The following is a 20,347-nucleotide window of genomic DNA, read 5'->3' as shown; positions in this document are numbered from 1 at the left end:
CCAGGCCGCACGGCCCGCCGTTCAATCGTTCTGACGTCGCCAGAACGACGGTCGATACCAGTAGAGATCCGGCTGGTAGTCGGGCCAGGGCGCGGGGTCGTCGGGATCCTCGAATGAGTCCTGGTGCGGATCGATCGGCCGCCAGAGTGGGTCGAGCGGTTCGTCGGCGAGCGGGCGGCGGGTGAAGCGCAGGTCGCGCTGGTCGCAGGCCCCGAAGCGCTGCACGTTGCGCTGTGCCTCGATCAGGGAGACGCGGTTGGCGCCGGTCCTGCTCGGCCAGCGCAGTTGTGACAGGTCGTCCTCCCAGAAGCACACCGGGCAGATCTGGTACGAGCCGCGCGGCTGGTCGTGGACGAGGTGGCCGCAGCAGGGGCAGGGGTGCCGGTTGGCAACCGTGGTGGTGTGAACGGTGTCCCAGGACTCCTCGCCGTGCAGCCAGGCGGGCAGGGTCTCCGTGCGGTCGCGCCACAGGGCGGGGATGCCTTCGGTGCCGACGCGGGAGGCGACGATGCCGCCGACGATCGCGCAGGTGGTGTCGACGTCTCCGCCGGCCGAGGCGGTGGCCCACAGGGCGGACTGGTAGTCGGTCAAGTGCCGGGCTGCGCACCAGAGGGTGAAGGGGACCGTGTCGACGGCGCTGACCTGGCGTCCGTTGCCGAGCTGGTGGGCGGCGAGTTCGATGTAGGGCTGGTCAAGGAGCGTGTGCGCCTGGGCGATTCCGTCGCGCACGCGGCTGGGCGGGGTGAGGTCCAGAACGGTGGCGAACAGGTCCGTGGCGGTGACGGGTTCGGTGCGGCCGTGGGCGGCGCGGCCGGCGGCGACGGCGACTGCGACGGTTCCGGCGATGGCCTCGGGGTGGGTATGGGTCACCTCGGCGGACAGGGCCGCCTGCCGGGCCGCTTGTTCCGGGTCGCCAGGGTAACGGGCGCCGAGAGGGGCGACCCGCATCGCTGCCCCGTTGCCCCAGGAGCCCTGGCCGTCGAAGAGGCCGGCTGCGAGTTCGCGCCAGTTGCCGCCCTGCCGGACTAGGCGCAGCATGCGGTTCATCGCGGGACCGTACCCGCGGTCGAAATCGTGGCGTTCGGCGAAGGAGTGCGCGAGTTCATCCTGGTCCACCTCGCCCCGGAGCATGACGAGTTGGTGGATGGAGCAGGCCATCTCGGTGTCGTCGGTCCACGGCCAGGGCGCATCGGGCAGTTGCCGGTCGCGCAGCGCGGGGAGGTTGTCGGGGACGAAGAACTGGGCGCCGAAGGCGTCGCCGACGGCCAGGCCGTTCAGGGCGTCGCGCGCGGTCGCGGTGGGATCGGTTGGAAGGTTGTCGAAGGAGCGCGAGTGGAAGACCATCGCGGGCATCCTGCCAATCCGGGACCGGCGTCTGCCACCCGGTTTTCAGCGCGTGGTCGGACTCGAAGGAACGCGCGTCAGACCGCGTGGGGCGCCCTGGCAACGCCCGCTCTCGCCGACGGGACCTACGGCGACCACTTCGGCGACACCCTGGCGCCGCAGCAGAACGGTGCGGTCAACGACAACGGTGCGCCGCTGGTCGACCCCGATCTGCGGTGCGTGGTCGCCAACGCGACTGGTGTGGCGGGGTACTGGGGCAACGCCGCCACCTCGTGCAGCGAGTCCGGCGTGGACCAGTTGTCGACCGGTGGCATCCTGGGCGGCTGACCCGCCCTATCCGCTTGGCCTGCCCAACCCGCCCGACCCGCACGACGTGCACACCCCCTGCATGGCCAACCCCCGCACCATCCACCGCAACAGAGGATTGAGCATCATCATGATGAAGAAGGTCCTGACCGGTACCGCCCTCGCTGTCGGCACGGTCGTGTCCGTGGCCGGGCCCGCGTCCGCAGCGACGTGCATGGGAGCCGACACCAACGAGACCGCCGCGCAGGCAATCAGCTCGTACCACATGAGCGGTGACACCTCCGGCGGCGAGGGCACCTACGGCAACCACTTCGGTGACACCGTCGTCGGTTCCCAGGACGGCGTCATCAACAACAACGGCGCGCCGCTGGTCATGGTCGACCTGCGCTGCGCGGTTCCGAACGCGACCGGTGTCGGCGCCACCTTCGGTAACAAGAACTCCTGCAACGAGGGCCAGGTCGACCAGTTCCACAAGGGCGGCATCCTCGGCGGCTGACCCGTCGGTCCGCGGGCGGAGGGCCGAGAAAGGCCAAGGACGGCAGCGCACCCCTCTCGGCGCAGCACGTCCCCAGACCCCGGCCCTCCGCCCGGACGGGCGACCGCTCCTCGGCAGGTCGCAACGCGCACCCGCACCTGCACCGCACCGCCCCCCGTCCGCATCACGCCCGCAGGTGCCCGAAGATGCGCGCCAGCAGGCGAGTTGTGGCGGGGCTGGACATCACGGCGCGGTTGAAGAGCGGGCGGTAGCCGAAGCGGGCGAAGACCTGCCCGGCGAGGGCGTTGCCGAGTTGGTAGTGCCGGGACCACCGGCGGGTCACCTCGGACGGGTAGTGGTGCAGGGCCTGCTCGCGGCGGGAGCCCGACGGGCGGGTCAGGGCCAGGGCGACAGCTTGGGCCGCGATCTCGCCCGCCTCCATCGCCTCGCCGATGCCCTCGCCGCTCCAGGGGCTGACCATGCCCGCGCTGTCGCCGACCACCAGCATCCCGTCGCGGTACTGGGGACGCCGATTGAGGCCCATCGGCAGCGCCGCGCTGCGCAGCGGGGACTCCGCCGTGGCCTCGTCGAGCTTCCAGCCCTCAGGGAGCCGGGCGACCCAGTCGCGGAAGGTGGCGCGCAGGTCGGTGTTGCCGTGGCGGCGGTGGGGGAGTCCGCCGAGGCCGAGGTTGACGCGGCCGTCGGCGAGCGGGAAGAGCCAGCCGTAGCCGGGCAGCCAGGCGTCGGCGTCCGCGCAGCGCAGGTCCGCCCACAGGTGCAGGTAGCCGTCGTCGGTGAACGCGTCCGTGCGGTAGTAGCGGCGGGCGGCGGTCGCCATCGGGGTGCGGGTGCTGCGTGCCCACCCGGTGGCCAGCGCGGTCCGTGCCGGCGCACCGTCGGCTGCGACCACGACCGCGGCACGGTGCTCGACCGGCTCCCCGTCCTGCCCGACAGCGGTCACCCCGACGACGCGTCCGGCCGCGTCGCGCAGCGGGGCGGTCACCTTGGTGCGGGTGAGCAGGCGCACCCCGGCCGACTGCGCGTGGTGGGCGAGCAGTTCGTCGAAGTCGTGCCGGGTCCGGGTCAGCGAGAAGTCGGGGTACCGGCCGGTGGCGGGCCAGTCGACGTCGATCTCCCGGCCTTCGCAGTGCACCCGCACCCCGTGCGAGCGCCGCCAGCCCTCTCCGCTGATGTCGACGCCCATGCGCAGGAGTTGATGCACGCCCCGGGGAGTGAGACCGTCCCCGCACACCTTGTCCCGCGGCAGGGCGTCCTTCTCCAGAAGCAGGACGTCAACTCCCGCGCGCGCCAGGTGCAACGCCGTGGCCGACCCCGCCGGTCCCGCGCCGATGACCACCACCTGCGCGTCCTGCGCCTCCTGCTGTATCTGCATGCCACGTTCCCCACGTCCGGATCAGGATGACGGTCGGTCGCAGCACGCCGAGGGCAGCACGCCGTCGGCAGGATGCGTCCAGTGCCGGGCGCTGGCGCCCGTCGCTAGTCCTTCCCCACGGACCGGGGCCGGACCCACGTCAAACGTGCAGATGTGATGGGGGCGGGCCCCGGCCCCGGGGCAGCAGCGGCGCGCCCGGGACGGTTGTGGCGGAGCAGCCCCGGACCCGAGGTCAACTCCCACCCCGAACAGTACTGTTGAGACATGTCGCAGGGGGAGATCAGCAACACCGTCGGCGGGAACGCCCACGTGGACACCGCAGTGCAGGCCGGGACCATCAACGAGATCCACATCCACAACGGCGGCGGCGACAGGCGCGAGCCCGAGCGTCCGCAGCGTCGCTGGGAGGTCGCGCCGGCGCCTATGGACTGGGTGGACCGTGAGGAACTGCTGGCCCTGGCGCTGCGTGCCGTGGCCGAGCCGACGGAGCGACGCGCGCCCCTGGTCCTGCAACTGCGCGGGATGGCGGGCGTGGGGACGACGGCGCTCGCCTCCAAGCTGGCCGACGCACTCGCCGACCCGATGGTGGACCGGTTCCCGCAGGGTGCGCTCCACCTTGATCTCGGGGATCTCCGCCGGGACGGTGCGGTGGACGCCGGCGAGGCCCTGGCCGGCCTGCTCCGCTCCCTCGGTGTGCCGAGGGAGGACGTCGGGCTGACGGCCGCGGCCCGGCTCCGCCAGTACCGCAGCAGGACCCGGGACGCGCAGTTCCTGCTGGTGATCGACAACGCCCGGAACGCGGCCGAGGTTCTTCCGCTGCTGCCCGTCTCCTCGTCCTGTGTGGTTGTCGTCAGCGGTCAGGACCGTCTGATCGAGTGGGAGGGAACGGCGCCGGTCGAGATCCCGGTCGATCCGCTCGGGCTGGACCACGCGACGGCCCTGCTCGTCGAGGTGGCCGGGGCGCAGGACCCGCGACTCGCCTCGGCCGACGGGCCGGTGCGCGCGCTCGCCGGGCTGTGTGCCGGCCTCCCGGCCGCGGTGCGGGTGGCCGGTTACTGGCTGCGGAGCCATCCTCGGAGCGAACTCGACCGGGCTGTCCGGGAGATGACCGCGGTGCTGCGCGAGAGGGGTGTGCACGTGGTGGACCAGGTCTGGGACGCGGCCTACGCGGCGCTGCCGGACGAAGCGCGCCGGCTCTACCGTCTGCTTCCGCTGCATCCGGGTGCCCACCTGTCCGACGGCTCCGTCGCCGCCCTGCTCGGCAGCGGACTCCCGGATGCGCAGGACGCCTTGGACGGGCTGGTGAATGCAGGGTTGTTGCTCTCGGGGCCGCGCGGGACCCAACTCCACGTTCTCGTACGCGGTCACGCGGCCCGGTTCACGGAACAGGACGCGTACGGCGAGGCGGCGGCGCGGCGGGTGGTCGCGTGGTACCTGCGTCAGGCTGCCCGTGCCGACCTCCTGGCCGCCGGTTCGCGGATGACGTTCGCCGCGGCGTGTCCGGACCAGGCACTGGCGTACGCCCCGGACGAGTCCTGGGCGACGAAGGCGGAGGCGCTGCGTTGGATGGAGCGCGAGCGCACCGCGCTGTACGCCTGCGTCGGGTTGGCCCACGAGTTGGGCATGGACGACGCGTCGTGGGGGCTCTGTGAGCCGCTGTGGACCCACTTCCTCAACTACCGCAGCCACAGTGACGCCGTGGCGGCGTTCACGATCGGCCTTGAGGCGGCCCGACGCTCCGGAAGCGTGGTTGCCGAGATCCGGATGGGCTGCCAACTGGCCAGGGCTCGTTGGGAGCTGGAGCAGTTCGACGAGGCCGGGGAACTGCTGGCCCAGGCGCGACAGTTGGCAGCGCGCTTGGGCGATCCCGAGGGGGAGCGCAAGTTGGCCGCCTCGGTGATCGAGTTCGGCGGTCTGCTGCACCTGGCGGAGAAGGCCTGGGAGCCTGCGCTGCTTGCCTTCCGCGAAGCGCAGCGTCGGCACGAGGAGATCGGCAACGCCTACGGCGCCATGTTGCAGATCAACCAGGCGGGCAAGGCCCAGGCGGGTGCGGGCGAGTGGTCGGCCGCGGTCCGGAGCTTCGAGACCGCCTACGACATGGCACGGGAGCTGCAGCGCGACCGGATGACGGCTCGCACCGGGTCCGAGTTGGCCCGGGCACTGCTGCAACTCCGGGAGTACGACCGGGTCCCCGCCCTCTTGGAGGAGGCGCTGAGCAGCGCGTCCGCGCGCGGCGCGCGGTCCGAGCAGGCGTCGATCCTGGACCTGCGGGCGCTGCACGCCGAGCGGACCGGCGATCAGGGCGAGGCTGCACGGCTGCGTCAACTCGCCGACGAGACCCGGACGGTCCCGGTGGACGAGAGGTGACGGCGGCGCGGCGGCCCGTTCAGACAACGGTGTCGAGATCCGATGCTGCCGCCTTTGTCACGTCCACCGTGAACAGGCCCGCCCCTACCTCGCATTGGAGGCGGTCCGGCAACAACGTGGGTCGTGCGCCCAGTATCCAGGCGTGTACGGCGCTCAACACCACGGACGGGTCGACCCAGTTCACCCGCCCCTCCCGGACGTCCGCCCGTACGCGCGCCAGCAGCGGACCGGTGTCACGCCGTCGCAGGACGATGTGCTCTCTGGACAGCAGGACTGCCGCGGTCCGGCACGCCGGGAGCTCCGCCAGGGCCCAGCGCATCCAGGTATCCGCGGTGCGCCGACTGGAGGCGCCGGCGTCGTCGTCGGGGCGGCGACGCCGGAACACCACTCCGGCACCCCGGAGTTGCGTCTCGCTGCACCGGCCGAACTCCACGGCGAGGTGATCGACCTCCAGCAGTCCGGCGGCGGGAAACCGTTCGACGCGGACGTCGGCGCGGACGAGGCCGCGTTCGTCGCGACCGTGCTCGGGGGCGACACGCGTCGTGCGCACGGCCCAGGCCACGCTCGGCGGGGGAGGCTCGGCCGGGCGGGGCAGCAGCGGGACCCGCGCTGCCGACTCCGGCGGGTCGAGGTGCAACTGGCGGTAGATCTGGGCCTGGAGCCGGGACAGTGTGCCGACGCCCGACACGAACGCGGATTCTGCCGCCCGCTGCTGTGACTTCAGGAAGTCGGTTGGTGCCGCGAGGAGTTGGGGAATGCAGTGAGTATCAATCAGCTCAGGTGCAGCGGCGAGGAGTTGATCCATCGGGCTGTCGGGAAGCAGTTCCGTGGAGAAGTCCGCCAGTGGCTGTGCCCGCAGCACCGGTCGTCCGAGTGCCGCAGCGTAGAGGGCAGTTGAGCCGTGATCGGATATGACGGCGTCGGAGGCGACCAGTAGGGATGCCCACTCGGCGTGCGGCGCGGCGATGACGAGGCCCGCTTCGATCGCGGGTGCCAACTGTCGTCGGATCTCGAACCGTCCGAGTGCGGTGTGGGTGTTGGGATGCAGCACCAACGCCAGTTGGTACTCGTCCTGGGGGAGAGCCTGGGACAGCCTCCAGGCCAGGTCCGGCCGCCGCGCGAGCAGCGAGTACGGGCCCCAGGTGGACGTCAGCACCACGAGCTTGCGCGGGCCTGTCCGCAGCGCTTCGCGGAAGTCCGAGCGCCCGCCGGCAGACTCGAGGATGCGCTCGTGGGTGGGGTCGCCCACGACAACGGCGACGGCAGCGGCGGACTCGCTGCTCCGACGGAGGCGTTCGACCTGGTCGGGGTGGGCGAGGGCGTGGACGGACGCCCACGGGAGGCTGTCCTCGTCCGTCAGGAGGACTTCGTCCAGGCCGGACGGCTCGGACGCGGTGCCCTCGTTGCGTAGCGCCTTGTTGAAGCCCGCTCCATGGGGGAGGAGGAGGCGGGGCCCGCGCAACCTGGCAAGCGCGCCCTTGGGACTTGCCGCCACGATCAGGTCATAGCGGAGCGCGACAGCCTGCTCCCAGGGCAGGATCCTGCCACCTGCGGCCTCTACGGTACGGAGCAGGTCGGCGCCGAACTCGGACCCGGGCACCATGGTGAAGTGGCAGGTCAGCCGGGGGTCACCGGCGAGGGCGGGGGCGACGTCGAGCAGTCGGTACAGCGCCGTCGTCGACCGCGCGGCGAACAGGACCCGCCTGCTGCCCGCTGCCCGCTGCCCGCTGCCCGCTGCCCGCTGCCCGCTGCCAATTCTCTATCCTAGCTTTGGAATTGGCTGGTCACAGGCCGGGTGGAGTGGGCCTGCGGGAGGGTCGGATTCGGCAGCAGCACTGCAGGATCGTACCTCTGCCGGATCACTGGGCAGGTTCGTCGGGTGCGGTCGCGGGCGCGGTGTGGAGGATGTCGCGGACCTGTTCGGCGGCGCGGAGGATGCTCTCGCTGATGAAGTCGCTGAAGCGGGCGATGTTCTCCAGGCGGTGGGCGGCGGCGGAGTCGCGGCCGAGGACGGGGACGCCCTGGCGGGCGGTCCGGGCGACCTGGGCGATGCCGTGGGCGCTGGCGATTGTCGACTGGTACCAGACGTCCTCGTCGACGAAGTAGCGCTCCCGGCGGCGTTCGTCGCGCTCCCGGCGGACGAGGCCCTGCTCTTCGAGGAAGGAGACCGCCTTGGAGACGGAGGCCGGGCTGACGTCGAGATGCCGGGAGAGCTCGGACGCGCTGAGACTGCCGGCCTCGGCGATGAACAGGGCAGTCAGCACCCGGGCCGTCATCCTGGGGAGGCCCTGACTCATCATCAGGGTGGTGAAGGTCTCCTCGTACTCGCGCACGGCCTCGTTGTCGCGCCCGTGCGCCTGCGCTCCCGCGCCCCGGGGCGGGGCGGGCTTGCGACGGCGGGCGCGGCGTTCGGTGGCGTGGTGGGCCAGTTCGGCGCGGTAGGCGGTGGGGCCGCCGTTCCGGTCCACCTCACGGGTGATCGTCGAGGTCGGGCGGTCGAGGCGTCGGGCGATCTCCGCGTAGGGGAGGTCGTCGGCCAAGCCCAGCGCGATCTGCTGGCGGTCCTGCTGGGTGAGCCTGCCTCCCGACATGCGGGGCCTGCCTCTCTGCTGTTCCGTGGATGCCTGCGGGCAGCATAGCGTTCACTCTTCTCTCATTGCAACGACCAAGATTTCTGTCATTGCGTTAGATTTACACTCACTGCAACGATATCTTTGCTCCTATCTGCGTTGATGCTGATTGAGCGCAACAAGACTGTTGCCAGTTCCTTGAACGCAACGTAGCGTTCTCAATGTCAGAAACAACGGCAGCAAGCCCCGAACGCAGGAGAGAACGATGCAGAAGTTCGCCGCCACCGCCCCGGTCTCCGTCGTCGCCGAGGTCGCCTCCGGGCGCATCCAGGTCATCGCCGCCGACCGCGCCGACGCCACCGTCGAGGTCCGCCCCGCCAACCCCGACAAGAGCCGCGACGTCAAGGCCGCCGAGCAGACCACCGTCGAGTACACCGACGGCGTCCTGCGGATCCGCACCGCCGAGGGCAAGAACCAGTACTTCGGCCCCTCCGGATCGGTCGAGGTCACCGTCCAACTCCCCGCCGGATCCCACCTGGAGGCCCACACCTCCGCCTGCGAGCTGCGCGGCGTCGGCCGCCTGGGCGACATCGTCTTCGACGGCGCCTACCAGCAGATCAAGATCGACGAAGCCGCCGGCGTCCACCTGACCGCAGTCGACGGCGACGTCGAGATCGGCCGCCTGACCGGCCCCGCCCAGATCAGCACCTCCCGCGGCGCGATCCGCATCGCCGAGGCCACCAGCGGCGCGGTCGTCCTCCGCACCGAGATGGGCGACGTCACCGTCGGCGCCGCCCCCGGCGTCTCCGCCTCCCTCGACGCCGGCACCGGCCACGGCCGCGTCAGCAACGCACTGAAGAACGACGGCACCACCGCACTCGACATCCGCGCCACCACCGGCCACGGCAACATCACCGCCCGCAGCCTCTGAACAGCGGCAGCACCGTCAGCACTGCGAGTACCAGCACTGCCAGCACCACCACGGACCGCCCGGCCGGGCCCACGGCTTCCCGCCGCCGACCCGGCCGGCCGCCCGACGTCGCACAGAGCACGTGCCAGTCAGCCGAACAACACACACCAGGGGACGACATGACGAAGAACCGCACGACCTCGAGCGCGTCGACCACGTCGACCACGCCGACCACGCCGACCACGTCGGCAACCGCACCGTGGACCGGGATGGTGCCGGTCGACGACACGGCGCTGGCCGTCACCGACACCGGCGGCGCCGGGATCCCTGTGGTCTACCTCAACGGGCAGTTCGCCACCCAGGGTTACTGGCGGCACGTCATCGCCGACCTGGGCGACACCGGTTGGCGGCACATCACCTTCGACGAGCGGGCCCGCGGCAGGAAGTCGAAGACCTCCGCCGACTACTCCTTCGAGGCCGCCGTCCGCGACGTCGACGCCGTCCTCGCCGCACGCGGCGTGGAACGGGCGGTGGTCGTGGGCTGGTCCTACGGCGCGTTCGTCGCCGCGCACTGGGCCCACCGCAACCCCGACCGCGCGTTGGGCGCGGTCCTGGTCGACGGCGCGTTCCCCTACGACTGGCTGGACGACGCGATGGAGGAGCGGATCCGCAAGCTCTTCCGGCGCATCGGCTGGTTCGCCCCGCTGGTGCGCCCCACCGGCCTCACCCCGCGCATGAGCGCGGCGCAGCAGGCCGAGAGCAACATCGAGCTCGGCCGGATCTCCCGCGAACGCGAACTCGCCCCGGTGCTCGACGCGATCACCGTTCCGACCCGCTACGTGGTCGCTTCGGGCTCGTCCTTCGGCAGTCGGGGCGACGAGCAGGAGCGGATCCGCGCCAGCCTCGACGCGGTGACCACCCGCAACCCGAACATCGCCATCGGCGCCAAGGTCGCCAGCAACCACGGCGCGATCCTGAAGAAGGACTTCCACGCCATTGCCCAGTCCGTACGCGACGTCGCCGCCGACGTCGCCCCCGACCATGGTCGGCGCTCGTAGGCAGGTACGGGATGGGCAGGTCCCGAACGGTCGTGGCTGGCGAAGTCTTATTGAACGCAGCGGGCGGCGAGGTGATCTCGCCGCCCGCTGTGCGCTGTCGCTGTGGGCACGGGCGCACCCGCCTGAAGACCCGATCGTGGCGATCCTGCGCAGATCAGTGGTAGATGCACCTATTCATTTGCCTGTTGCAACCAAATAGCCTACGGTTGCCTAAGGCAACCAATGTGGGAGGGTGCTGAATGGCGACACGGGAGCGCTGCGAGGACCTGGTGCGAACGCTGAGCGCACTGGGTGCGGTGAGCCGAGGGCTCGGGCGCGCGCTGCCGCAGGAATGCGCTCCGGCGTCGGTCTCGACCCTGCGCATGCTGTCCCAGTACGGGCAGATGCGGACGGGCGAGTTGTCCGAGCGGCTCGGCGTCGACATGTCGGTCACCAGCCGCCACGTCGCGTACCTCGCGGAGCAGGGATGGATCGAGCGTCGACCCGACCCGCACGACAAGAGGTCGCGGCTGCTCAGTCTCACCCCCGCCGGAGAGGCGGTGCTGGGTGAGGCGTCCAGCCTCATCGCCGAGGCGCTGGCGGACTTCCTGCACGACTGGGCGGACGACGAGGTGACCCAACTCGCCACGCTGATGGCCCGACTGCGCGAGAGCTTCGACGACGGTCGACCCAGAGCGTGTCCCCGTCCGGCCCCGGTCCCTGCCACCTCCTAGACGCCACGTCCCAGGCGCCACCCCCCGAACCGCTACCACCACCTGTCCTTGACCATGAACCACCCTGCGCAGCAGGCCAGTTGAGCTGGATGCGCGCGACCTGAAGCGCCGCACGCACAGCTGACGCGGACTGGAGAACGAAGACGATGGCATCAACCACCCTGACCGACGTGCGGGGGGAGGCCGCCCCGAAGCATGGATCCCATGCCGCGCGCGGGTCTCAATCCGGTTCTCGACCCGGCTCCCACACCGGGAACTCCGGAAACTCCGGGCACTCCGGGGATCACCAGGCTCCCATGTCGCACCGGCAGATCATGGAGGCACTGTCCGGGCTGATGCTCGGCATGTTCGTCGCCGTGCTCTCCTCGACGATCGTCTCGACCGCACTGCCGACCATCCTCTCGGACATCGGCGGCGGCCAGAGCGCCTACACCTGGATCGTCACGGCGGCGCTGCTCGCGGTCACCGCGACCACCCCGCTGTGGGGCAAGATGTCGGACCTGGTGAGCAAGAAGCTCCTGGTCCAGATCGCCCTGGTGCTCTACATCATCGCCTCGGTGGTGGCCGGCTTCTCGCAGAACCCCGGCATGCTGATCGCCTGTCGTGTCGTCCAGGGCATCGGCGCGGGCGGTCTGTCCGCGCTCTCCCAGGTGATCATGGCCGCCATGATCTCGCCGCGTGAGCGCGGCCGTTACAGCGGCTACCTCGGGGCGACCTTCGCCGTCGCGACCGTCGGCGGTCCGCTGATCGGCGGCGTCATCACCGACACCAGCTGGCTCGGCTGGCGCTGGTGCTTCTACGTGGTCGTGCCGTTCGCGCTGATCGCGCTGGTCGTGCTGCAGAAGACCATCCACCTGCCGGTGGTCAAGCGTCAGGTGAAGGTCGACTGGCTGGGCGCCTTCTTCGTCACCGCCGCGGTCTGCCTGCTGATGGTCTGGGTCACCCTGGCCGGTGACCAGTACGCGTGGCTGTCGTGGCAGACCTACGTGATGGTCCCCGGGGCCGTCGTGCTCGGCCTGATCTTCCTGCTGGTCGAGTCCAAGGCGAGCGAGCCGCTCATCCCGCTGCGGCTGTTCCGCAACAAGACGATCACCCTGACCTCGTTCGCCAGCCTTTTCGTCGGCGTCGGGATGTTCGCGGGCACCGTCTTCCTGAGCCAGTACTTCCAGCTCGGCCGGGGCAAGACGCCGACCATGTCCGGCGTGATGACCATCCCGCTGGTGGGCGGCCTCTTCGTCGCCTCCATGCTGTCCGGCCAGGTCATCACCCGCACCGGACGCTGGAAGGCGTTCCTCGTCGCCGGCGGTCTCTTCCTGACCGGTGGCGCGGGCACGCTCGGACTGCTCCGGGTCGACACCCCGTACTGGCAGGTGGCCATCTACATGGCGCTGCTGGGCATCGGCATCGGCCTGATGATGCAGAACCTGGTGCTCGCGGTGCAGAACCAGGTCGCCCCCAAGGACCTCGGCGCGGCCAGCTCGCTGGTCACCTTCTTCCGGTCCCTCGGCGGTGCGCTCGGCGTCGTGGCCCTCGGGGCCGCGCTCACCGTCCGCATCACCCACTACAGCAAGGACGCCTTCGCCGCGCTCGGCCTGCCGATGCCGGCCGCGTCGGGCGGCAACGCCGCGATCCCCGACCTGAGCAAGCTGCCTCCGGTGGTCCGCTCGGTCACCGAGCTCAGCTACGGGCACGGCATCGGGGACGTCTTCCTCTACGCCGCACCGTTCGCCTTCGTCTCCTTCCTGCTGGTCGTCTTCATCAAGGAGGTGTCGCTGAAGACGACGAACGCCCTGCAGCAGAGCGCGGGCGTCGGAGCCGGGGACGACGCCTCGGCGGGAACCGCGGCCGTCGCGGGTATGGAGGAAGAGACCGCCTCCGAGCTGGAGTTGGTCTCCCTGGCCGCCGCTGCCGACGTGCAGCCGGCCGCAGCGTTCACGTCGGCGGGACTCGACCCGGTCGAGCAGGAGGTTCCCATGAGCGGCAGCACGATCCACGGCTCCGTGCGCGGCGGCGACGGCCGACCGGTCGGCTCGGCCACCGTCACCCTGATCTCGCTGCAGGGGCAGCAGTTGGGCCGTGCGACGGTCGCCGCTGACGGTGCTTACCGGATCGCCGCGCCGGGCGCGGGCAGCTATGTGCTGATCGCGGCCGCCGAGGGCTACCGGCCGCAGGCGTCCACCGTGGCCGTCGGCGACAACCCGCTCACCTACGACATCGCGCTCTCCGGCACCAGCGGTCTGACCGGCCTGGTGCGCGCGGCAGCCGACCAGCGGCCCGTCGCCGAGGCGATGGTCGTCGTCACCGACCTCCGCGGCGAGGTGCTGGCCACCGGAAAGACCGCCGCCACCGGCGCGTTCACGTTCGAGGCACTGAGCGCGGGCACGTTCACGGTCGCCGTCAACGCCACCGGGTTCCGCCCGGCCGCGTTGCCGGTCGAGGTCGGCACGACGGGTCCGGCCCGGATCGAGATCGAGCTGGCCGCCGGTCTGGAGCTGCAGGGCACCGTGCGTGCCGGCGCCGCCCGCCGCCCGCTGGTCGACGCCCGGGTCACCCTGGTCGACATGGCCGGCAACGTCGTGGGCAGCGCGACCACCGGTGAGGAGGGCGACTACGCCTTCTCCGACCTGGACGCGGGCGACTACACGCTGATCGCCAGCGGGTACCCGCCGGTCGCGTCCTCGCTGACCCTGGACGGACGCGGCGCACTCGGCCACGACGTGGAGCTCGGCCACTCCGACGAGTGACGACGAGCGACAGGGCGGGCGAACAGGTTCCGGCCGACGCACGCGGCGCGACCCGCAACAGGCGTTGGCCGGAACCCGTCACAGAACGATCGGGAGTAGCGAGTAGCAATGACCACTCACATCGGTGAGGGCAGCATGGGGCTTCGTGCGCGGGTGCGGACGAAGGATGGTTGGGCAGTTCGGCACGCGGTGCTGACCGTGACGGACATGACGGGTCGTCAGGTCGTGCGGGCGGCGGCGGACGACGACGGTGTGGTGCTGACGCAGGCGCTGCCGCAGGGCGTGTACACCGCGATCGTCACGGCTGTGGGCTATCAGCCGACCGCGTCGACGGCGATCGTTGCGTCCTCGGGGCGGGCGGATCTGGGGAACCTGGTGCTGGCGCGGCAGGGCGGGGTGGAGTTGCCGCCGCCGGGGCCGTGGACGATCGATCCGGCGCATTCCTCGGTCGGCGCGGTGGCGCAGCATCTGGGGATCTCCAGCATCCACGGGCACTTCGGTGAGTTCCACGGGCAGATCGAGATCGCCGAGCGGGTCGAGGAGTCGCGGGTCCATGCCGTGATCGGTGCGGCGTCGATCGACACGGGCAACAAGATGCGGGACGACCACCTGCGGTCGGCGGACTTCCTGAACGTGGACGCCCAGCCGGAGATCACCTACCGCAGCACCGGTGGCGTCTCTGCGGCGGGCGCGGACCGTTGGACGGTCCACGGCGAGCTGACGATGAACGCGGTGACCCGGCCGGTCGACCTGGACCTGACCTACCTGGGTACCGGTCCGGACCCGTGGGGCGGCACGCGTGCGGCGTTCCGGGCGACGGCCGAACTGCGCCGCGAGGACTTCGCGATGACCTACAACCAGGTCGTCCAGGTCGGCATCGCGGCCATCGGCACCACGCTTCGCGTCGAGCTCGACATCCAGGCCGTCCAGGGGACGTCCCTCCCGACGGCGTGATCGCAGGCTGAGGGTGAGTGGGCGGCTCGCGGAGGGCGGGAGGCGCGGAGGAAGCGCCCCCGCCCTCGGTCGGTAGGATGCGGCAGCGACGGCGACGACCGACCACGGGGGACTGTCTTGGCGGTGGACGACCTTCCGCGGCCGGTCGAGACGTTCCTCGACGCGATCGGCGTTCCCTGGCCGTACCTGAACGAGGACGACATACGTCAGTTCGCGGCGATGGTCCGCGCGTTCGGCCAGGCCGTGGAGCAGAGCCACCAGGACGCGACGGCGGCGCTCGCGAACTTCGCGCAGGCGTACCAGGGCGCGGCGACCCAGCGGATGCAGTCGGGCTGGGCGCAGCTCTCCGCCCGGCACGTCGAGGAACTGGTGGCGGGCTGCCAGGCCCTCGCCGAGGCGCTGGACGTCGGGGCGGACGTCATCGTCGCGCAGAAGGTCGCGGCTATCGTCGAACTCGCCGCGCTGGCGGTCACGTTCGAGGTCGAGGCGGCTCGACGACTGGTCGAGTCGCTCAAGCGGCAGATCGTCGGCCACGTCACCGAGGAGATCATCGAGGCGGCGGCCAAGCCGCTGTTCGCGAGTATCGAGCGGGCCATGTCCGGCCTCGACTGGTCGCAGACCTCCGGCGACGGGGGCGGTGTGGGGAGCGGCGCCGAGGGTTTCGCGATCGACCACGGGTCGGCGGGGGTGCACCTGGAGCTGCTCCGCGGCCATGCGGAGACCTTTCGCGGCCACGCGGACGCGCTGCGCGCCGGGCTGCAAGGGCTGGCGTTCTGATGGCTCCGGCTGGGGGCGCGGAAGTGGGCCGTGGCGCGGTTGGAGCAGCTGGCGGAGCGGAGAAGGCGCTCTTCGCCGCCCTGAGGGACGACGTCCACCAGGCGCTGCCGAAGATCGCCGAACGACACGCCCAAGTGGTCGACGACGCGGCGGACAAGGGCTCCAGGAACCTCGCCGACCATGCGGCGAACGAGGCGCAGACCGCTCAGGACTTCCGGTCCAGAATGCCCACGGACGACTCGCAGCCGACGCTGAGGCCCCTTGGAGGCTACGGAAGCCCCGAGACCTCCGCGATCCCGAGGCAGCCTGGGGTTCCCACGACGCCTGAGGCCCCCGCGAGTCCTGCGACTGTCCCTGCGACAGCGACCGCGACTTCCCTCACAACGCCCGAAGCGCCGGATGCGGCGCCGGTCCCGGCTGGCGGGACGCCCGGCACGCCGGGCTCCACGATGTCTACGGCGACCCCGGAGCCCACGGTCCAGGGCACAAGGATCGGGCGGGCCCTTGGGCAGGAGGTCGGATCCAGTAGCTGGTCCGGCGGCGGATCGCCCGCCGGACCGTCCGGTGGACCGGCCGGTGCAACGACCGCCGGACCGCCCGGCGGACCGGCCGGTGCAACGACCGCCGGACCGCCCGGCGGACCGGCTGCCGCGGAGCTCTCCACGCCGCGGTTCGGCAGCGCCGCGCTGCGCGACTCGCCGAACTTCGACGACGAGATCGACCAGGCGCTGTCCGGCACCGGCCTCAGCCGCGAGGAATACGACGGGCTGCGGCTCACCCCCACTCATGAACTGACGGATGATCAGCTTCAGCAGGTCGCCGAGGTCCGCAACGCGATCGGGATCCAGGACGGTCAGATCGTCACCAAGGTGGTGGACCGGGAGGTTGCCGAGGGATATCTGGCCAACGACCACGAGCTGTTCGGCGGCAACTTCGACCCGACCACCTTCGGGAACTCCATCGCCCGGGGCACCGACATCGCCGATCTCGCCACGCCCGCACAACTGCGGGACGGTCTCTCCCTGGACGACCGGGGCCAGGGCTGGACGCCCGTCGCTGAGGACGCCGAGGAGGCCTACCAGCTGCGCTTCCCCGCGCCCAAGGGGTTGGGGGACAGCGCCGAGCCCAGCTACGGCGCGGTCGGCGACGCGGAGGCCGACGCCTCGCTCCAGGACCGGGCGGACTCCGTCGCCAGGATCGCGACCGGGCGGCGCGGCGCACGCGGGTCGGTGATGGAGGATCCGTTCACCGGCACCGGGTACACCGCGGCGGGTGTACCCGAATGGCTGCTTCCGCGTGGCACGCCGCTTCCGAGCCGCGCGGAGATGTGGAAGATGACCCGGGACGGTCGCGAGACCATGGTGGGCTACTACAACCGGGGAGTCTGGACGAGGGTGGACGGCGTCAGAGCGGACGACGCAGGGTCGGACGGCCCGAGCAGCGGCCCGAGCGGCGGCCCGGACAGCAGCCTGGATGGCTGAGAGAATGCGGCATCGCTCCGGGAACTTCGCGGTGTACCGGGGCGACGTCTACCGCGTTTTCGGCGACAGCACCTCCGTCCAGGTCGCGCTGGTCCGTGACGAGGAGGACGACCCGATGCCCGCAGGTCTCCGCCCGGACCCGCAGGACCCCACCCGGGTCTTTCTTGCCGACCCCGGCCAGTTGGAGGCCTGGTACCGCACCCGGTGGACCTTCCGCTGGCGCGGGGAGGCCTTCGACGCCGAGGGCTCCTCGGGTGGGAGGATCACCGGCTGGTACGCAGGACGGCGGCTGGACCGGGTCGCCGACCACCTGCAACGGATCGAAGCCAGCGCCTACCTGGGGACGTTCCCCCTCGACGAGGTCACCGACCTGACCGAGCACCGCACCGACCTGCTGGCGGAATGGAAGGAACAGCACCAGCGATGAGCAGCACCCCGGGCCTGACCCCACGGACCGTCGTCCAGTTGCCGATCACCCGCGCACTCGCGGAGCAGTACGTCGGCAACAGGGTCGCGCCCGGCCTGTTCGAGCCCTTCCGGATGTGGGGGCTGTGCTCGCGGATGGTGGACGTGGCCAGGGTCGACTCCGGGGCCGAGGCGCGCGCGGTCCACGGCCTGGCCGAGGCCGGCGACGACTTCCCCGAGGGCGACGGGCTGTTCGTGATCCGGTTCCTGGCCGGCTGGCCGGGGCTGTTCCGGGCCTCGTTCGGCGGCCGGACGGCCGAGGCCGCCGAACGCCTGGGTTCGTCCCTGGTGCTGCCCGCGCCGTTCCTCGGGACCGGGTACACCGCGTACGCGCCCGCTGCCGTGCCGGAGTTCTGGATGGAGCTCGCCGAGGTGCCGAGCGGTGCGGAGATCTGGCACCTCGCGGAGGACGGCGGCGAGGACCATGAGAAGGGCCTGGCGGCCTTCGCCGGTCGCTACTCGGGGTGGCGTTCCTATCCCGCCGCGCAGGAGCGCGGGCTGACGCCGGGCCCCGTCGCGCAGGCTCCGGCAGGCAGCGTGGCGCGCGGCGTGGGCGTGGACGTCGAAGGCGACACCTGGCCCGCCGACTTCGGGCCCGACGCGGGTGAGCTCACCGCCTACCGCACGGCCGACGACGGCTCGGTGACGGCCCGTCGGCTGACGGACGGCCAGTGCGACCGGGTCTTCCACCGCCGCCTGCTGACCACATGGCGCGACGCACCGTTCGAGGTGCTGGCGATCGGGCCGGAGACGGCGACGCTCGTCCTCACCAGCGGCAACGCGGAGGAGGCGACCCGCCTCGGGCTCGACTCCGCCGGTCGCCATGCCTGGAGGGCACACGCACCGAAGGCCGACCTCGGTGAGCTGACCGAGGAGACCCGGACCATCGGCGTGCAGCCCCAGTTCGGCTGAGCCCGCCTGGCCCAGAGCCCTCGGGCAACCGGCTCAGACGTGACCAGGCCGGGCCGGGAGAGATCACCAGGGCAGTGGTCGCAGGGCGATCGCGGTGAGGGTGGTCCGGGTCGCGACGGAGAGCGTCGGGATGCCGTCGTCCACGTGGAAGGCGAGGGCCTTGACCTGACCCAGCCAGGGCACGACGGACACCCGGCCGGACGTCAGGTGCCACAGGCAGATCCGCTGGTCGGACCAGGCGGCGGCGAGGACCGGGCCGGAACCGCTGTCTATGGCGGCCAATGCCGTTGGGACGACGCCCCGGCGCGTGGACGGGACCGGCATCACCGTCACGGAATGCCCGTCCCACAGACGGACGGTGCCGTCGAGCGAGCCGGTCGCCACGAGCAGCGGGCCGTCCTTCGGATCGACCGCGGCCACGCCGGTGATCGGCAGGCCGTGGGCCTGGTAGGTCGTCGGGCGCATGGGCGCGCCGTCGAGCGGCCACAGGTGCACCCGGCCGTCCGCGCAGGCCACGGTGACCGGGACGCCCGCGCCGCCGTCGAGCGCGAGCGGACGGGCCTCCTCGTCCGCGAGCGTCCTCAGGTTGTGGCGCGCGGCGACCGCGACGGCGGCGGGCGACGGGGCGTTGGGGCCGAGGATATGGACGGTGCCGTCGGAGCCCGCGCCGATCAACAGCCGGTCGGCTGCGGCGGTGAGCGATCCGGGCCGGACGTCCGGATCGGCGGCGATCACGTCGCCCTGCTCGCCCGTGTCGGCGTCGAAGAAGCTGATCCGGCCCTCTGCGTCGACGAGGGCCAGCCGGTCCGCCATGGCCGTCAGGGTGACCGCGCCGTCCACGGGTTGGCACCAGCGGGCGCACCACGCGTGGGTGGCGGCGAGGGGGCGGAGGTAGGTGGCCAGCGCCTTGTCCGCGTCGAGCGCGGCGGCGTGTAGCAGCGCAGCGCGCTCGACGGCGTCGATGCCGGGGGTGGTGAGCGCCGGGGCGGCAGCCGCCCAGGCGCGACGCAGGCGGCCGGGAGCACGCGTCTGCGGGTCGGCCAGCGCGGCGGTCACCGCGACGGGGGAGCCGTGGACCAGGTAGCCGGGATCCGTGAGCAGCCGACTTCGGTCTCTGACGCCGGCCGTGGCCAGCGCGCGGTCGCGCTCGTGCTGCCCCACGGCGGCCCAGTCGCTACCGGGACCGAGCGGCGGCGCGTCCGCCTCGTCCGTGGACAGCGGCGCTTCCTTCTCCGGACCGGGGCCGGGCCCGAGGTCGATGTCGAGGGAGCCCGCGACGGCCTCCACGACGTTCGAGAGCAGCTCGATGGTGCCTGTCTCCGCAGCGATCCTGACGTGCGGGAGTTGCAGCAGCGGAGCGAGGACCTGCTCGGCGATCTCCGCAGCAGGGGCGAGCCGTTCCGGTGCCGCGTCCGCGTTTCCCGGGAGGCCGACACCGGCGCGGTGGAGGTCGGCGACGACGATCGTGACCGGGTCCGGGTCGTCGGCGACGCGCGCGACCAACTCCCGGGGATCCAGCGGGCCGTAGCCGAGCTGGCGGCCCAACTCCCAAGCCACCGTGGCTGCGCTCTGTCCGGCGGCGGAGACGGTGGCGTCGATCCGCACCTGCGCGGTCGGGCCGGCGGGCCGAGCGTCGGAGCCGTGGCGCAGTATCGCGAGCAGCCTGCTCTTCCCACTGCCGGGGCCGCCGATCAGGCGCAGCAGCCGAGGGCCCTCCGGAGCGGAGCCGACGCCCCTGCCGACATCGCGACCGACGGCCCAGTTGAGCAGGATGTCAGAACTGTCAGAACTGTCCTCGTCGTCCGAGGTGTTGACGTCCGGCTCGACCTGAATCTGCGTCACAACTCGCCCTCCAGGCGTGCGTCGACCACGAAGGAG

Annotated in this window: 17 protein-coding genes and 1 pseudogene; 12 read left to right on the top strand and 6 right to left on the bottom strand. The window is 71.7% G+C overall.

All coding sequences use genetic code 11. From position 1 onward, the window contains the following. Window positions 1-21 precede the first annotated feature (21 nt). Together I2501_RS39825 and I2501_RS30490 are read right to left on the bottom strand one after the other, a co-directional pair. Window positions 22-435, bottom strand: a complete 414-nt coding sequence (locus I2501_RS39825) for a CPCC family cysteine-rich protein (protein ID WP_236047577.1) — start codon at window positions 433-435, stop codon at window positions 22-24. After that, window positions 433-1,344: pseudogene (locus I2501_RS30490) on the bottom strand (ADP-ribosylglycohydrolase family protein); the annotation flags it as partial. The gene I2501_RS39825 and the pseudogene I2501_RS30490, both read right to left, overlap by 3 nt. On the opposite strand from I2501_RS30490, the gene I2501_RS30485 reads away from it, so the two are divergent. Together I2501_RS30485 and I2501_RS30480 are read left to right on the top strand one after the other, a co-directional pair. Continuing rightward, the gene (locus tag I2501_RS30485) at window positions 1,333-1,671 is read left to right on the top strand and encodes a hypothetical protein (protein WP_196197535.1); all 339 of its coding nucleotides are present in this window, start codon (window positions 1,333-1,335) and stop codon (window positions 1,669-1,671) included. The pseudogene I2501_RS30490 and the gene I2501_RS30485 sit on opposite strands and share 12 nt — an antisense overlap. Before the next feature lie 61 nt (window positions 1,672-1,732). Then, window positions 1,733-2,146 carry a hypothetical protein gene (locus I2501_RS30480; protein WP_196197534.1) on the top strand — a complete coding sequence of 138 codons (414 nt, stop codon included), beginning with the start codon at window positions 1,733-1,735 and terminating at the stop codon, window positions 2,144-2,146. A gap of 163 nt (window positions 2,147-2,309) precedes the next feature. On the opposite strand, the gene I2501_RS30475 is transcribed toward I2501_RS30480, so the two are convergent. Then, on the bottom strand, window positions 2,310-3,518 hold the full coding sequence (locus tag I2501_RS30475; RefSeq protein ID WP_196197533.1) for a geranylgeranyl reductase family protein: 1,209 nt from the start codon (window positions 3,516-3,518) through the stop codon (window positions 2,310-2,312). 264 nt (window positions 3,519-3,782) lie between these two features. On the opposite strand from I2501_RS30475, the gene I2501_RS30470 reads away from it, so the two are divergent. Beyond that, the gene (locus I2501_RS30470; protein ID WP_196197532.1) at window positions 3,783-5,885 is read left to right on the top strand and encodes a hypothetical protein; all 2,103 of its coding nucleotides are present in this window, start codon (window positions 3,783-3,785) and stop codon (window positions 5,883-5,885) included. A gap of 19 nt (window positions 5,886-5,904) precedes the next feature. Here the strand turns inward: I2501_RS30470 and I2501_RS30465 are convergent, their stop codons facing one another. Both I2501_RS30465 and I2501_RS30460 read right to left on the bottom strand, forming a co-directional pair. Continuing rightward, window positions 5,905-7,488: a translation initiation factor 2 gene (locus I2501_RS30465; protein WP_196197531.1), complete on the bottom strand. Its 1,584-nt coding sequence runs from the start codon at window positions 7,486-7,488 to the stop codon at window positions 5,905-5,907. A 256-nt stretch (window positions 7,489-7,744) separates the two neighbouring features. Further along, window positions 7,745-8,476, bottom strand: coding sequence for a GbsR/MarR family transcriptional regulator (locus I2501_RS30460; protein WP_196197530.1), 732 nt, complete (start codon window positions 8,474-8,476; stop codon window positions 7,745-7,747). A gap of 244 nt (window positions 8,477-8,720) precedes the next feature. Between I2501_RS30460 and I2501_RS30455 the strand changes: the two genes are divergently transcribed. The 9 genes from I2501_RS30455 to I2501_RS30415 all read left to right on the top strand — a co-directional run bounded on the left by I2501_RS30455 (window position 8,721) and on the right by I2501_RS30415 (window position 18,469). After that, entirely contained in the window at window positions 8,721-9,386 is a 666-nt protein-coding gene (locus I2501_RS30455) for a DUF4097 family beta strand repeat-containing protein (RefSeq protein ID WP_196197529.1), read from the top strand. A 158-nt stretch (window positions 9,387-9,544) separates the two neighbouring features. Beyond that, window positions 9,545-10,423 carry an alpha/beta fold hydrolase gene (locus I2501_RS30450; RefSeq protein WP_196197528.1) on the top strand — a complete coding sequence of 293 codons (879 nt, stop codon included), beginning with the start codon at window positions 9,545-9,547 and terminating at the stop codon, window positions 10,421-10,423. Between the two features lie 239 nt (window positions 10,424-10,662). After that, a complete protein-coding gene (locus I2501_RS30445; RefSeq protein WP_196197527.1) occupies window positions 10,663-11,136 on the top strand; it encodes a MarR family winged helix-turn-helix transcriptional regulator in 474 nt (157 codons plus the stop codon). 146 nt (window positions 11,137-11,282) lie between these two features. Beyond that, the gene (locus tag I2501_RS30440) at window positions 11,283-13,880 is read left to right on the top strand and encodes an MFS transporter (protein ID WP_196197526.1); all 2,598 of its coding nucleotides are present in this window, start codon (window positions 11,283-11,285) and stop codon (window positions 13,878-13,880) included. Between the two features lie 135 nt (window positions 13,881-14,015). Next, window positions 14,016-14,834: a YceI family protein gene (locus I2501_RS30435; protein ID WP_196197670.1), complete on the top strand. Its 819-nt coding sequence runs from the start codon at window positions 14,016-14,018 to the stop codon at window positions 14,832-14,834. Between the two features lie 123 nt (window positions 14,835-14,957). Further along, entirely contained in the window at window positions 14,958-15,611 is a 654-nt protein-coding gene (locus I2501_RS30430; protein WP_196197525.1) for a WXG100-like domain-containing protein, read from the top strand. Between the two features lie 449 nt (window positions 15,612-16,060). Further along, window positions 16,061-17,092 (top strand): hypothetical protein, encoded by a 1,032-nt coding sequence (locus I2501_RS30425; RefSeq protein WP_196197524.1) that lies wholly within the window; start codon window positions 16,061-16,063, stop codon window positions 17,090-17,092. After that, on the top strand, window positions 17,085-17,519 hold the full coding sequence (locus I2501_RS30420; protein WP_196197523.1) for a hypothetical protein: 435 nt from the start codon (window positions 17,085-17,087) through the stop codon (window positions 17,517-17,519). Before I2501_RS30425 ends, I2501_RS30420 begins: the two co-directional genes overlap by 8 nt. After that, entirely contained in the window at window positions 17,516-18,469 is a 954-nt protein-coding gene (locus I2501_RS30415; RefSeq protein WP_196197522.1) for a hypothetical protein, read from the top strand. Before I2501_RS30420 ends, I2501_RS30415 begins: the two co-directional genes overlap by 4 nt. Before the next feature lie 63 nt (window positions 18,470-18,532). On the opposite strand, the gene I2501_RS40790 is transcribed toward I2501_RS30415, so the two are convergent. Beyond that, window positions 18,533-20,311: a hypothetical protein gene (locus I2501_RS40790; protein WP_196197521.1), complete on the bottom strand. Its 1,779-nt coding sequence runs from the start codon at window positions 20,309-20,311 to the stop codon at window positions 18,533-18,535. Window positions 20,312-20,347 lie beyond the last annotated feature (36 nt).

This window comes from Streptacidiphilus fuscans, from assembly GCF_015690355.1.
GTDB classification, from domain to species: Bacteria; Actinomycetota; Actinomycetes; order Streptomycetales; family Streptomycetaceae; genus Streptacidiphilus; species Streptacidiphilus fuscans.
The sequence above is the reverse complement of the archived record's forward strand: the minus strand, read 5'-3'. Positions and strand labels throughout refer to the sequence as shown.